The sequence below is a fragment of the Inediibacterium massiliense genome (assembly GCF_001282725.1).
Taxonomy (GTDB): domain Bacteria; phylum Bacillota; class Clostridia; order Peptostreptococcales; family Thermotaleaceae; genus Anaerophilus; species Anaerophilus massiliensis.
In genome coordinates this window covers 20,182-34,614 of the sequence record NZ_LN876585.1, presented here as the reverse complement: position 1 = coordinate 34,614, position 14,433 = coordinate 20,182, and the positions used below count along the sequence as shown (strand labels likewise).

The 14,433-nt window shown below is 30.2% G+C and carries 12 protein-coding genes; all 12 read right to left on the bottom strand.

The window, feature by feature from the left end; translation table 11 throughout:
- Nucleotides 1-147: 147 nt before the first annotated feature.
- The 12 genes from BN2409_RS03095 to cdaA all read right to left on the bottom strand — a co-directional run bounded on the left by BN2409_RS03095 (nucleotide 148) and on the right by cdaA (nucleotide 14,306).
- The gene (locus BN2409_RS03095; RefSeq protein ID WP_053955208.1) at nucleotides 148-1,077 is read right to left on the bottom strand and encodes an ankyrin repeat domain-containing protein; all 930 of its coding nucleotides are present in this window, start codon (nucleotides 1,075-1,077) and stop codon (nucleotides 148-150) included.
- Between the two features lie 51 nt (nucleotides 1,078-1,128).
- Nucleotides 1,129-3,195, bottom strand: a complete 2,067-nt coding sequence (locus tag BN2409_RS03090; RefSeq protein WP_053955207.1) for an RHS repeat-associated core domain-containing protein — start codon at nucleotides 3,193-3,195, stop codon at nucleotides 1,129-1,131.
- A gap of 27 nt (nucleotides 3,196-3,222) precedes the next feature.
- Nucleotides 3,223-3,840: an RHS repeat protein gene (locus tag BN2409_RS03085; RefSeq protein WP_053955206.1), complete on the bottom strand. Its 618-nt coding sequence runs from the start codon at nucleotides 3,838-3,840 to the stop codon at nucleotides 3,223-3,225.
- Between the two features lie 649 nt (nucleotides 3,841-4,489).
- Nucleotides 4,490-5,290, bottom strand: a complete 801-nt coding sequence (locus tag BN2409_RS03080; RefSeq protein ID WP_053955205.1) for an RHS repeat protein — start codon at nucleotides 5,288-5,290, stop codon at nucleotides 4,490-4,492.
- Between the two features lie 326 nt (nucleotides 5,291-5,616).
- The gene (locus BN2409_RS03075) at nucleotides 5,617-5,889 is read right to left on the bottom strand and encodes a hypothetical protein (protein WP_053955204.1); all 273 of its coding nucleotides are present in this window, start codon (nucleotides 5,887-5,889) and stop codon (nucleotides 5,617-5,619) included.
- Nucleotides 5,882-6,079 carry a hypothetical protein gene (locus tag BN2409_RS03070; protein ID WP_199872909.1) on the bottom strand — a complete coding sequence of 66 codons (198 nt, stop codon included), beginning with the start codon at nucleotides 6,077-6,079 and terminating at the stop codon, nucleotides 5,882-5,884. The genes BN2409_RS03075 and BN2409_RS03070 overlap by 8 nt, the downstream gene beginning before the upstream one ends.
- 243 nt (nucleotides 6,080-6,322) lie before the next feature.
- The gene (gene glmS / locus BN2409_RS03065) at nucleotides 6,323-8,152 is read right to left on the bottom strand and encodes a glutamine--fructose-6-phosphate transaminase (isomerizing) (RefSeq protein WP_053955202.1); all 1,830 of its coding nucleotides are present in this window, start codon (nucleotides 8,150-8,152) and stop codon (nucleotides 6,323-6,325) included.
- A gap of 352 nt (nucleotides 8,153-8,504) precedes the next feature.
- The gene (gene glmM, locus BN2409_RS03060) at nucleotides 8,505-9,851 is read right to left on the bottom strand and encodes a phosphoglucosamine mutase (protein WP_053955201.1); all 1,347 of its coding nucleotides are present in this window, start codon (nucleotides 9,849-9,851) and stop codon (nucleotides 8,505-8,507) included.
- Nucleotides 9,852-10,009: 158 nt separating this feature from the next.
- Nucleotides 10,010-11,083 carry a butyrate kinase gene (gene buk / locus BN2409_RS03055; protein WP_053955200.1) on the bottom strand — a complete coding sequence of 358 codons (1,074 nt, stop codon included), beginning with the start codon at nucleotides 11,081-11,083 and terminating at the stop codon, nucleotides 10,010-10,012.
- Between the two features lie 19 nt (nucleotides 11,084-11,102).
- On the bottom strand, nucleotides 11,103-12,011 hold the full coding sequence (ptb, locus tag BN2409_RS03050; protein WP_053955199.1) for a phosphate butyryltransferase: 909 nt from the start codon (nucleotides 12,009-12,011) through the stop codon (nucleotides 11,103-11,105).
- A gap of 200 nt (nucleotides 12,012-12,211) precedes the next feature.
- The gene (locus BN2409_RS03045; RefSeq protein WP_053955198.1) at nucleotides 12,212-13,492 is read right to left on the bottom strand and encodes a CdaR family protein; all 1,281 of its coding nucleotides are present in this window, start codon (nucleotides 13,490-13,492) and stop codon (nucleotides 12,212-12,214) included.
- Nucleotides 13,485-14,306, bottom strand: a complete 822-nt coding sequence (gene cdaA / locus BN2409_RS03040) for a diadenylate cyclase CdaA (protein WP_053955197.1) — start codon at nucleotides 14,304-14,306, stop codon at nucleotides 13,485-13,487. Before cdaA ends, BN2409_RS03045 begins: the two co-directional genes overlap by 8 nt.
- Between the last annotated feature and the right edge of the window lie 127 nt (nucleotides 14,307-14,433).

The window sequence follows — 14,433 nt, the reverse complement described above, 5'->3', positions numbered from 1 at the left end:
AGATCCTAAGTTTAATAACAGATAATCACAGATTTATCTATACTCCATAAAACCCTACAGAAGTTTAGATCACTTCTGCAGGGTTTTATTAGAAAGTTATGTTGGAAACTATAGACTCATTGCTCATTGTTTTCGTACAACATAGTATTAATATTTTTTTATATATTCTTTCCAAGTATTTGGATAAATTTCTTTTATCTGTTCAAGTATATCATTAGGAATTTTAGTGTCCCAATAATTTACACCTTGTCGTGCAAATTCTTCAACAATCTCCATTTTCATTTTATATTCCTTTGAATCTAAATCAAATACCCAATCTCTTAATAAAGTTACTGGAAAAAATTTTTCGTTAGGATCTTCGTCCCCATAACTTATTTCTATATAATATGGTTCTGATACTTTTGCTTTTTTTTCAACAATTAAATAATATGCATATTCTGGACACATATTCATTAGTAATGCTTCAATTGCTGCTGTATTTCCTGTTTTTGTTTTGTAGTTAATATCGGCTCCTGCTTCTACTAAGGCTTTTGTTTTTTCAATGCCACATAGTATTGAATTCATTAATGGACTTTGTCCTTGGTCTATAATAGTTTTTTCACTTCCAATATAATTTTTATTGGGATCGGCACCATAACGCAACAAGAGTTTTACATATTTCGGATCTTTTTTGGCATCATTATCTATCCAAGAATAATGTGTTGCTAAATAAAGAGGAGTCTCTCCTTCTGGTGTTGAGGCTATATTGGGATCAGCACCACATTTTAACAAGGTCTCTGCTGATTTATACTTTTCCATTCCTACGGACCAAAATAATAGTGTAGCACCGTATTTAGGTTCCTGATAATTTAACAACTGTGGTTTATCTTTTACTAATTTTTCTATCATTTTAATTTTTTGGTCTCTTACAGCTAATGCTAATTCCCATACAGGAGTATCTTTATAAATATTGATATTGTTAAGCATATATTCCTCCTCATCTGTTGCTGTGCTAATCAAGTAATCTTTGTTAATTAGGTAATAAGAAGATATTATTACAGTAAAAATTAATATAGTAAAAATTATTTTTTTAATCATTCTTCTATCTCTCCTTATTTGGTTCTTTTATAATTTTCTTTACTTCATCCATTAAACATATATCACTTGAGTATTATAATTTATGTGTTGGCTGTCTATTTTCTTTTCCCTTATTCCCTTCTTTACTGCACCCATTGAATGATTTTCAACTGGATCATCAGACTGTTTAGGCAAATAACTTATATGTCCAATTGGTCTTGAAATACCCCAGGATCTATATGTATTGTCTAAAAATTCACCAATTACAATATATTGGGTCATATGAGCACGATATTTCTTTTTCTTCTTTTTTAAACCATACTCATCTAGGTTAGGCACTGCAGGATTAAATATTATGGCATCTTTATTTGTTGCTACAGCATTGGAAATAGCTTCAGCACCTCCCACTGGACCTCCTATAACCGTTCCTATAGCTGCCCCAATGGTCGTTCCTGAATTTCTACTACTAGAACGTCTTTTTTTGCTACGCTTATTTGAACTACTACTTTTACTTGCAGCTTTTGTTATTGATTTATAAGCTGATTTTGCATAACTTTTCACTTTATTCCATGATGGCCAATGTCCTGTAGGATCTATATAATTCATTGGATCATTATAGCAGTATGTATATAAGTTTAAACTAAGTGGATTTGTATCTTCTCCCCAATAGCTATCTTCACTAATGAATCTTCCTATATATGGATTATAATATCTTGCTCTTAAATAATATAGTCCTGCTTCTTCATCAAAAAACTCTCCTGCATATCTAATTGGGTTTGTATATTTCTCTTTGGATAAAGTAACCTTTCCAAATATGTCATAGTTATATTCATTCTCTATATTGCCTGCTTCTGAAACTGTTTGTACTACATCTCCATGTCCATTATATAAGTAATAGGAATGATGATCTTGTGAATCTATTCTAGATATATAATTGATTCCTCTTACATATCTTGCAATCACCAAATGATCTTTATTTGTTTCTAATATAACATGTTGTCTATCATATAAATAATTTGTTTCTTTAGGAATATATCCATCACTCGAATTTTTAACAATCTTTCTTGTTCTAAGATTATCTCCATCGTATTCATAAAGAATAATTGTTCTTTTTCCACCTTTTATAGATTCTATTTTTTTTAGCCTATTAAAACCATCATATTGATTTTTTACAAGGTAAATAAGCGGATCTATAGGTGTATTAATACTATCTCCATATATACTTAGTTGGAAATTGGGTTTTATTTCATCTTTATTAACACGAGGTTTGATATACTCTGATGTTTCTGTTAATTGATTTTCATTTTTATCATAAGTATAATGGGTTATTTTTTGTATGACTCTATCATTTGATACACTCTTCATATTTTCTACAAGTATTAGTAACATATTTGTTTTAGAGTACTTATACCAGCTATCCTTAATTCTATATTTTATTTTATTATCAGGTAATTCGTTAAATACTTGATGAGATTTATAAGTTTCTCTAAGGTGCTCCCTATTTCCTACGTGATCATATTTATATATAGAAGTTTTATCAGGCTCTTCTACTGTTTTTATTTGCCCTGTAGAGTAATACTCATAGTACGTTGTACCATAATGATCTGTCTTAGCTTTTTTTCTACTTTCTAAATCATATATATAGCTATAACTAGAAAGAATATCTCCATTAGACTTTCTATTAATAATAGTCGTAAGATTATTATTTTGATCATAATTATATTCTTCTGTTATGCCTCCTTCATAATTTATAGCTTTCCTATTTCCATTTTCATCATAATCATAAGTTATAGTTTTAGTAGTGCCTAGAACATCATAACTCACGGTGATCATTCTGCTAGATTTGTCATAGGTATATGTTGTTTTAAATCCTTTTTCATCTTCCACAGATACTATATTTCCTATTTTATCATAACAATAAACATTTTTGGTAATATAATCCTTCGTTATATTAATTAATTGATTTTTATCATCATAATCATATATAGTTCTTCCTGTAACCTCATACATACATATTTTATTTCCAACAGAATCATAATCATAACTGATATACTCTCCTGTTTTGGGTATCTCTTTAGTCAATAATAAATTTCTTAAATCATAGGTATATAATATCTTATTACCATTTTTATCTACCATTTTTGCTAAATTTAATTCTAAATCATATTAATAAGTAATTAAATTATTGTCAGCATCTCTTACTTCTATGAGTAAGCCACATTCTCCATAAATATATTTTGTAGTTTGTCCATTTCCGTTAGTTATTGTGAGTTTATTTCCTGCTTGGTCATAAGAATATCTTGTATAATCACCTAATGCATCAATTACTGCAACTAATTTAGGTCCATTGTCATATTCATATTTTGTAACATTTCCCTCTCCGTCAGTTGTTTTAATCTTTTGACTATATTGATTGTATTCATATGTTACCTCAGATTTAAGCATATAATTATTAAATTGATACATTTGAGGATGTGCGATTTCTGTCCATCTATTTGCAAGATCATATTTATATTCTATTCCATATCTATCATTATCTGTACTTCCTGATAAGTAGCCTTTTGCATCAATTTCTTTTATAACATTTCCATTTGCACCATATACTTTTTTACTAATTACCACTCCATAAGGATCAATAGTTCTTTCTAACCTATTTAATTTATCATAGGTATAAGTCATTGTGTGGTTCAATTCATTTGTCTCTGATAATTTATTTCCTACTAAATCATACTGATAGGTTATTTTATATCCTAATGGATTTTGTATAGTTTTTATTCGATTCATATTGTCATAGCTATATGATGTAATGTTACCTTTTTCATTTCTTTCTTTAATTTTATTACCTACTTCATCATAAAAATATTGTTGATATACTTCATTATCATTATAATTCCAAATAGTTTTCTCTAATCGATTTAATTGATCATAGCTATATCTCGTAGTATATTTATTTCTATTCTTTTGATCTTTATCTAAGTATTCAAAGGCTCTTGGATGTATGGTAGCAACTTTATTTCCAAGAATATCGTACTTATATTCTGTAATAAGCTGTATTTTTCCTTTATATTCACCGTCTCTAATGCTTGAAATGTTATGGATTTTTTCTCAATTGTATATATTTTTTTCATCTACTAATTTTATATTTCTAATTTGTCTGTTGCGATTATCATATTCATATTTATACACATCATATAATTCTGGACTTCTTAAAATCTTTTTCACTATAAGATTTCCATTTTGGTCATAAATATTTTCTGTATAGCTTCCACTATTATCGGTTATAGTATCTAGTAGATTATTATTATAATACGTATAATTTATTTCTCTTTATGATGTGCTATCTTTTGTTCCTGTTTCAATAACTTTTTTAATATTTCCTAACTCATCATAAGAATACTTTTGAATTTTATATATAATTGTTTCATTGTTTTTTTCAAGGGGTATTTTTTTTTTCGATTAATCTATTTTTCTGATCATAGATATAAGTTGTTTCATTTCCTTTTTTATCCCTCTCTCGTATTAAATTACTATTTGCATCATATTCATATTCTATACTATGGTTATATGAATCTTTCACAGATATGACTTGTCCAAAGCCATTATAACTATAGAATGTAATATTTCCTAATGGATCCTTCTCTGTAAGTTTTCTTCCTAATTTATCATAAGTATATTCAACGATTCCTCTATCAGAAAATATCATTTTTGCAAGAGTTCCATCTGAATTATATTCAAATTTTGTTTTATTATTTTTTGCATCCGTTTTCTCAAGTAAGTTGTTCATTAAATCATACTTATAATAAATAGCATTTTCTTTTTCATCTTTAATACATGTTAATCTATTCAAGTGATCATAAATATATATATTTCCAGGTGACGTTTCCATGTTTCCAGTATATCTTAATCCATCTACTACTTTTTTTAGATTTCCTCTTGCATCATATTTTCTATATTCTATTATATTTCCTTCAGGAGACATAATAGATTTCAAACGATTCATATTATCATAAGTATAAGATAGTCCGATCATTGTATGAATGAGATCTGATGTATCTTTTGTAGAATCGTAATATTTCAGTTCTATCTCCTTAATTTTATTTCCAGCTGCATCATATATAGATCTTGTTATTGCTATTTTATCATTTGCTGTTGGAGCTTTTTCGCGAATTAATCTTCCTAGCACATCATACTCATAATAAGTAGATACACCTTTTACATTCTTCTTCTGAATCATATATTTCCCTGCATCATAGAAATATTGTTCTTCATTTCCTTCTGGATCTTTTGTTTTAATTAACCTATTTAAAACATCATAAGTATATGTGCTGTATTTGACGGATACATTTCTTTAGGCTTATACATTTCATTTTACTAAATTTTGCTCTCTTTCGAAGAACAATGGCAAAACGGCTATCATAAGATAACCGCCATAACCTTAAACATTATTTAACAATATTAAAGTTTCCTTTTATTTTTGTTAAATAACTCTCTGCCTCTTTTTTATTATGCAATATGCCTTAATAATTGTTGTCTACAAATATCTTCTTCACAAATATATTTTTATGGAAAAGGTATAGGCTTAATATCTTCTTTCCCTTCTTTAGCCCACCATTTAGAATCATGTCCATAACAAATTTCCTTAGCCCAAAACTCTCCTGTTTCATGATATATTAACATATCTTCTCCTTCAAAAGTTCCTAAATTTGACCAAAATCTATTTATCCTTCCTATTGCTTCTTCTTCTGTAATTCCAAATAACTTTCTCATTTCACTGGCAATTAACATACAAAACTCTTCTGCTTCTTCATCCATCTTAAAAACAAATTTACTCATTCTCACCAAAACCTCCATTTTCCAACCTTCCATTTTTTGTATGTAAAAAACTCATTCCGAAATCTCCATTTTTAATTTCCTTAAAATTCCTTTTATCTATCAAAAATTGAAAATAAAGTTGGTAAGAAAGTTTAGGAAAAAGATAATGGCTAAGAGGAAAAGAATAAGATTTTTCTCTGTCTTTTTTCAATCTTTTTTCTCCCCTTAATCCTGAGCCATTGCTCCAATTTCTCTCTTTTTCCTTAAATCTTTCTCCCCTTATCACCTGCCTTTTTTCCTCAATAAAAAAAGGGAAAAGCAGGAGTTCTTTCCTGTTTTCCTCTGATTTTTTCTCTCATTTTCGGAACGAGTTTATTTTTCTCTGTAGGGGTTTTTTTTTATTGGAACGAGTTTATTTTTATTGGACAATTTTTACTTTATTAGAATATATTTCCTATTCCACTGTTACGGATTTTGCTAAATTTTTTGGTTTATCCACATCGCAGCCTCTTGCCACTGCGATATAATAAGCAAGTATTTGAAGTGGGATGACACTTAAAATAGGTGTAAATTCATTTAATGTATCTGGAATATAAATTACTTTATCTGCGACTTTTTCTATTTCTTTGTTTCCTTCTTTGGCAACACCTATTACATAAGCTCCTCTTGCACGTACTTCTTGAATGTTAGATAACATCTTATCATACAACCCATCTTGCGTAGCTAGAGCTATTACTAATCTACCTTCTTCAATAAGGGCAATAGTTCCATGCTTTAATTCTCCTGCTCCAATAGCTTCAGAGTGAATATAGGATATTTCTTTTAATTTTAATGATCCTTCATAAGCTACTGCTACATCTACTCCCCTACCAATATAGAATACATCTTCATTGTTAAATTGCTCATCTGCAATTTTTTGTATGGATTCTTCATCTTCTACGATTCTCTCTATTTTATCTGGCATCTCTTTTAATACTTTTACATATTTTTTATATTCTTCATCTGTAATACTTCCCTTTGTGATAGCCATATGAAGAGCAATCAAATACATAGATACAAGCTGAGTTGTATAAGCCTTTGTAGATGCTACTGCAATTTCCGGTCCTGCCCAAGTATAAAATACATCATCTGATTCACGTGCTACAGAAGAACCTACTACGTTTACAATAGATAATATTCTTGCTCCTTTTCTTTTTGCCTCTCTTAGAGCAGCTAGAGTATCTAAAGTTTCTCCTGATTGACTTACTGCAATAAATAATGTATTTTCATCCACAAATGGATCTCTATATCTAAATTCTGATGCTACATCTACTTCTACAGGGATTTTTGCAAATTTCTCAATAGCGTATTTTCCCACTAATCCTGCATGATAAGCAGTTCCGCACGCAACAATATATACTTTATTGATTTTTTCTAAATCCTCTTTTGTAATTTTGATTCCATCAAGAACAATATTGTCTTCTTTATCTAATCTTCTGTGAAGTGTATCATATACTCCTTTAGGTTGCTCATTGATTTCTTTGAGCATAAAATGAGGATATCCTTCTTTTTCTGCGGCTTCTGCATTCCATGTAACTTTAAAAACATCTCTTTCTACAACTTGCCTAAATTCATTAAAAATCTTTACTTCATCTTTTGTAAGAAGAACAACTTCATCATTTTCAATTAAATAAATATCTTTTGTGTATTTTAAAAGAGCTGGAATATCTGATGCAATAAAGTTTTCATTCTCTCCTAATCCCACAATAAGTGGGCTGTCTTTTCTTACAGCTACAATCTTATCTGGTTCATCTTTACAGATTACACCTATTGCATAAGCTCCTTCCATTTTTTCAATGGCTTTATATACTGCATCTAATAGATCTCCTTCATAAAAATAATCAATTAAATGAGCAATTACTTCTGAGTCAGTTTCAGATTTAAAATGGTCTCCATTCACACTAATTAACCATTCTTTTAGTTTCATATAATTTTCAATAATTCCATTATGAATCAGTGCAATATTTCCAGAATAATTTGTATGAGGATGGGAATTTCTATCAGATGGCTCTCCATGAGTTGCCCATCTTGTATGTCCTATACCAATTGTTCCTTTTATAGTTTCTTTTTTAAGATTTTCTTCTAATATACTAATTCTTCCTTTATATTTTCTTACCTTTACTTCTCCTTCATCATAAATAGCAACTCCTGCTGAATCATATCCTCTATATTCAAGCTTTGATAATCCATCTATTAAAATAGGTGCTACTTCCTTGTTTCCAATATATCCAACGATTCCACACATGTTTTATTCTCCTTTAAATTTAAATTTTGGCAATACACAACTATAGGTAGTAAATAGACAAAATACTACCCTCTATCACCCAAGCCTATTTGTCCCTTCAATCACTTAAAGGTTTTGTAAGCTCTTTATCGGTGGTGATTACACCGCAGAGTATCCGCCGAAATCTCGATGAACCCTGTCCTCGTCAACTTAAATCATATCCGACCCAATTTAAGTTCTGGCGCTTCATATTTTTAAAAATTATTTTTCTTATTTATATTCCTCACCCCTTTCAAAGCATTGTATCATAAATCTCTCCTATAGTAGGAGAGATTTATAATATATTCTATTCAAAAATAAATAAAAAGTACTTTTATTTTAATCTTTCTTCTATTAATTTAGCCAATTCATGGCTTAATGATTCAAGTTGTTTTTGGTCTTTTCCTTCTAGCATAACTCTTACCAATGGTTCCGTTCCAGAAGGTCTGATGAGTACTCTTCCTTCTCCATCCATAATATCTTCAAGCTTTTGAATTTCTTTAGAAATGACTTCATCCTCCATGTACTTTAATTTTTTATCATTGCTTACTTTCGCATTGACAAGTACTTGCGGATATGTAGTCATCATACTTGATAGCTTTGATACAGATTGTTTTTTTTCTTTAACTACACTTAAAAATTGAAGAGCTGACAAAAGTCCATCCCCTGTAGTATTATGTTCTAAAAAGATAATATGTCCAGATTGTTCTCCACCTAATACATATCCTTCTTTTTTCATCTCCTCAAGAACATATCGATCCCCTACTTGAGTAGTCGCTACTTTACAACCTGATTTTTCTAAAGCTTTTTGAAGTCCCATATTACTCATAACCGTTGCCACTACTGTATCTTTTTTAAGCTTTTCTTTTTCCTTTAAATGGCTTCCACAAATAGTTAATATTTTATCTCCATCTACAAGCTGTCCTTTTTCATCTACTGCAATGAGTCTATCTGCATCTCCATCAAAAGCAAGCCCTACATCTGCTCCCCAATCAATCACAAGTTGTTTTAAATCCTCTGGATGAGTAGATCCACAATTAAGATTGATATTTAATCCATCTGGTTTATGATGTATAATTTTTATTTCTGCACCTAGTGCTGAAAGTACTGAAGGAGCTGCTACATAAGATGCTCCATTTGAACAATCTACAGCAACCTTCATTCCCCTTAAATCCACATCAATCGTGCTTTTTAAAAAGTTTGAATACTGCTTAATTGCATCATCAATTTCAGTTTTTCTTCCTAAATGTTCTCCTGATGGATGAATATTTATATCTTCATCATTTAAAATCAATTCTTCTATTTTATCTTCTACTTCATCTGCAAGCTTAAAACCATCTTCATTGAAAAATTTGATTCCATTATATTCAACAGGATTATGAGAAGCAGATATCACTACTCCTGCATCTGCACCATAATATCTAGTTAAATATGCTACAGCTGGAGTTGGAACAATTCCCACACAAAGGCAATCTGAACCTGTAGATAAAATGCCAGCTACCAATGCAGACTCTAACATATCTCCTGATATTCTTGTATCTTTTCCAATGACAATTTTGGCTTTTTTCTTTCCTTGGGTCAATACATATGATCCAAATCTTCCAAGTTTATATGCTAATTCTGCTGTTAATTCCGTATTTGCAATTCCTCTTACTCCATCTGTTCCAAATAACTTTCCCATATAAGTAGACTCCTCTCATTCTAGTCTATCCTTATTCTTTTTTATTGTACTTATTGTAAATAGTAAATCTATATTATTTTATCACATTTTATATAACTGTTCAATTTTTTGCCACATATCTTTTCTAATAGAAAAAACTAACGAAAAAATTCGTTAGTTTATTTGTATTCTTTTGCTTTTTCTTCTCCTTTTAATACTCTTAAAGCTCCTTGAGCTAAAGCTTTTAATTCTTCTTCTCCAGGATATACAATCACTTTTCCTAAAAATGATATATATTCTTTGATCCACTCTACAAACTGCTGATCATAAGCAATACCACCTGTTAAAATAATAGCATCTACCTCTCCTTTGAGTGCAGCAGCACAACTTCCTATATCTTTTGCAATTTGATAAGCCATAGCCTTATAAACAATCTCTGCCTTTTTATTTCCTTCTTGGATCATTTTTCCTACTTCTCTTCCATCATTTGTAGCTAAATAAGCTACTAGACCACCTTTTCCATTGATCCTCTTCTTTATTTCATCTAAGGAATATCTTCCTGAAAAACATAATTTGACCAAATCCCATACAGGAAGCCCTCCACTTCTTTCTGGTGAAAATGGTCCATCTCCATCTAACGCATTGTTTACTTCTACGACCCTTCCCTTTTTATGAGCTCCTACAGAAACTCCTCCTCCAATATGTGCTACAATAAAATTTCCTTCTTCATATTTTGTACCTAATTCTTCTGCTGCTAATCTTGCAACAGCTTTTTGGTTTAGTGGGTGAAAAAAGCTTTTTCTCTCTATTTCAGGAATACCTGATACTCTTGCTATATCATCTAGTTCATCTACTACTACTGGATCTACAATAAAAGATGGTTTTGAAATAATCTTTGCAATTTCATTTGCAATGATTCCTCCAAGATTAGATGCATGTTCTCCGCTTACTCCTATTTTAAGATCCTCAAGCATCTTTTCTCCAATCTTATATGTACCACTTTCAATAGGTTTTAAAAAACCTCCTCTTCCTACTACTGCATCAATACTATGAATATCTATTTTATTTTCTTCTAATGCATCTAAAATAAGTTGTTTACGAAAAGAATATTGATCATAAATCTTTTCATATTGATTGATTTCGTCAGATGCATGTCTTAATGTTTTTTCAAAAATAGATGTTTCATTTTCAAATACAGCAATCTTTGTGGATGTAGATCCTGGATTAATAGTAAGAATCTTAAATTTTGTCATATGTATCCTTCTTTCTATTTTATTGTTCTTTAAAATCTGCCATTAAAACACCTAAGGCAATAGAATTTAATTTACTTTGTGGGCTATCTGCTCTTGATGTAAGAATAATAGGAGCTTTTGCACCTACAATTACTCCTGCATTTTTAGCCTCTGAGAAAAATACCAAAGACTTATATAAAACATTTCCAGCTTCAATATTAGATACAACTAAAATCTCTGCATTTCCTGCAACAGGGTGATTTATACCTTTATGTTTGGCAGCTTCTTTACTTACTGCATTATCTAATGCAAAAGGTCCTCCAACTATACAACCTTTGATTTCTCCTGCCTGATTCATATTTTCTAGTTCTTTAGCATCAATGGTAGCTTGCATATTCTTGTCTACTTTTTCTTTTGCACAAAGTATCGCAACCTTTGGCTTTTTTATATCTAATGAATGAGCAACTTCTACTACATTTTCAATAATTTCCTTTTTCGTTTTTATATCTGGAAGTATATTCATAGCCGCATCTGTAATAAAGAAAAGTCGATCAAATTTAGGAATTTCAAATACAGCCACATGGCTTAATACTTTTCCACTTCTTAAACCTACTTCTTTATTCAGTACTGCTCTTAATATGATAGACGTATCCACAAGCCCCTTCATAGCCATATGAGCCTTTTTAGTAGATACTAATTCTACTGCTTTTAAACAAGATTTTTGTGGATCTTCTTCATGGATGATTTCATATTGCTGTACATCTATTTGTTCTTCTTTGCAAACTTTTTTGATTTCTTTTTCATCTCCTACTAAGATTGCTTTTACTAAGCCCAATCTTCTAGCTTCATCTACAGCTTTTAAGACATCTTGATCCTGAGCCACTGCTATAGCAATCGTTTTGGTTTCTTTTTTACTGGCTAACATAACTAGTTCATCCATTTTTTTCATTATATTCACCTCTTTATCATATATTTATTTTATCATAATTTTTAAAAAAATTTCCTTTATAAGCTTTATTTTGTTAAAAATATATCATATTTATCACGTATTATTCACAATGTTAAATATATATCAAATGTTGAGAATTGTCAATTTTTTTGCATTCAAAAAACTGCACCTATTACTAGGTGCAGTTGCATGCTCTTCCTTTATTGAATCTCTCCTTGTACAGGAACTATTTCTTTTCCTTTAATGATTAAATCCACTCTTTCAGGATCAATTGTAATTTTTTCAAATTTTTGAGATGAATTATAATTGATCTTAACAGAATACAATCCTTCTGTTAATCCTTCTCCATTGATAGAAAGTTTTATACCTTCTTTATTTATATTTTCCAAAATACTTTCAGCACCTTCTACTTTTACTTTTATAGAAGAAGGAAACTTGCTATTGTCTACTATATAATTTTCTTGTATATTTTCTATATTGATCTCATCTTTTGCAAAGGTGAATTCTTTACTTTTTATATTTTCTATCTCTATGATCACATAAGGAGCTTTTTCCTTTTGAGAAAGTTCAATTCCCTTTGGAAAAATCAATTCTATATCCTTTTTAGTTGTCTTTTGTAAATCTTTTAACGAAATAGGTTTTGCTTGTATCTGTGTGATAGTATCTAATACTTCTTTTTTACCTTTAATCATCACTTGATTTTGACTCATTTTCATATCTTTTACTTTTACCCCATTTTGAATTTGTCCTTCATAAGAGATAGCTATAGGAACCTTTTTAACTCTAAGAATAGGAAGATTCACCTCTACATATTTATTTTTAACCTCTACTCCTCCTACTTCTTTTCCTGATCGAGTGATAGGCTTTGGAGAAAGTCTTTTTACCATATCATCCTTTATATTTTGTATATTTACTTGTGCTACCACAGAATGGACTGTGTTTATGAGACTTTCTGGACCTTCGACTAAAACTTCATTTGGAGAAATAGAAGCTTTTCCTGGTTCAACACTCTCTAATGGCTTTCCGATTGTTTTTACAACCACAGGTTTTTTCTTCTTTACAATTTCATCTAGTGTAATTTTAATTTGTTTAGGGGTTATATCTACTTCTATATTAGAAGGTACGCTCACTTCAACAGGAACACTATTTACTCCTTTTCTAAATCCTCTTAGATCTGCTCTTGCATTAATATCTTGAGAACTAATTTTATAAATATCACTTCTTCTTCCAGTTACCTGCACATTGACTATAAAATTCTTCTGGCCAATCACCACAAGACCAGATTCTCGTAGATCTTCTACATTTAAAAGTTGAACTGGTACATTTTCAATTTCAATCATACCTTGAGGATTGATTTCTCCCATAACATAAAGCCACATGACCACAGCAAAAACAATAGATATGATCTTGGGCATAGTATTTCTGCTAAAGAATCTGCTACTCTCTATATTTTTTTTAATTTGATCCCATAGATTATTCATTTTTTTGCCTCCATTTCCATCTAAATAAAGGCTTTTCATCTTCTGGTTTGTATGCATTTCTAAGAACTGATCTTAAAGTTTTTGCATCTAAATATCTAGATATTTTTCCATCCATTGCAACAGAAATAGCCCCTGTCTCTTCCGACACCATAACAGCTAGAGCATCAGACTTTTCTGTAATTCCAATACCTGCTCTATGTCTTGTTCCTAATTCCTTGCTTAGATTAGGATTTCCTGTAAGAGGAAGTACACAAGCGGCAGCCATAATTTTATCCTCCCTAATAATTACGGCTCCATCATGAAGAGGTGTATTTGGAATAAAAATATTAATAAGAAGTGCTGAAGATATGTGCCCCATAATAGATACCCCTGTTTCTAATACATCTCCTATAGCTGTTTCTCTTTCAATAATAATTAAAGCTCCTATTTTATTTCTTGAAAGATAAGTAGAAGCTTCCACTACTTCAGAAATATTATGATCTAAATCTTCATCAGATAATTCTACCAAAGATTTTGTGAAAAATTTTGTTCTTCCTATATGCTCTAGTGCCCTTCTAAGTTCTGGCTGAAATACAATAAGGACTGCAATCATACCTAGAGTCATAGCATTTTTTAAAATCCAATTTGTTACATAAAGCTTTGCCCATTCACTAAGCTTTGTAGCAATCAGTAATACTACTAGACCTTTTAAAACTTGCTCTGCACTCGTTTGTCTTATAAGCATCAAAAGTTTATAAAAAACGAAGGCTACAATGGCCATATCGATTACATCTCTCATGCCAATATTTAAAAATATCTCTACGATTTCTTTCATTGTCAACACCTCTTCTGAGCTTCCTACTAACTTGTTACTACTATTTTAATACATATAGCTCAAACCCTTCAAGTACTATAAAAATTTATTTTAATTTTCCTTTCTTATTTTACACTATTTTCCTCTC

Coding starts and splice junctions, on each gene's coding strand:
- BN2409_RS03095 (WP_053955208.1), bottom strand. CDS start 1,077: ATGATTAAAAAAATAATTTTTACTATATTAATTTTTACTGTAATAATA.
- BN2409_RS03090 (WP_053955207.1), bottom strand. CDS start 3,195: ATGGTAGATAAAAATGGTAATAAGATATTATATACCTATGATTTAAGA.
- BN2409_RS03085 (WP_053955206.1), bottom strand. CDS start 3,840: ATGAATCGAATAAAAACTATACAAAATCCATTAGGATATAAAATAACC.
- BN2409_RS03080 (WP_053955205.1), bottom strand. CDS start 5,290: ATGATTCAGAAGAAGAATGTAAAAGGTGTATCTACTTATTATGAGTAT.
- BN2409_RS03075 (WP_053955204.1), bottom strand. CDS start 5,889: ATGAGTAAATTTGTTTTTAAGATGGATGAAGAAGCAGAAGAGTTTTGT.
- glmS (WP_053955202.1), bottom strand. CDS start 8,152: ATGTGTGGAATCGTTGGATATATTGGAAACAAGGAAGTAGCACCTATT.
- glmM (WP_053955201.1), bottom strand. CDS start 9,851: ATGGGAAAGTTATTTGGAACAGATGGAGTAAGAGGAATTGCAAATACG.
- buk (WP_053955200.1), bottom strand. CDS start 11,083: ATGACAAAATTTAAGATTCTTACTATTAATCCAGGATCTACATCCACA.
- ptb (WP_053955199.1), bottom strand. CDS start 12,011: ATGAAAAAAATGGATGAACTAGTTATGTTAGCCAGTAAAAAAGAAACC.
- BN2409_RS03045 (WP_053955198.1), bottom strand. CDS start 13,492: ATGAATAATCTATGGGATCAAATTAAAAAAAATATAGAGAGTAGCAGA.
- cdaA (WP_053955197.1), bottom strand. CDS start 14,306: ATGAAAGAAATCGTAGAGATATTTTTAAATATTGGCATGAGAGATGTA.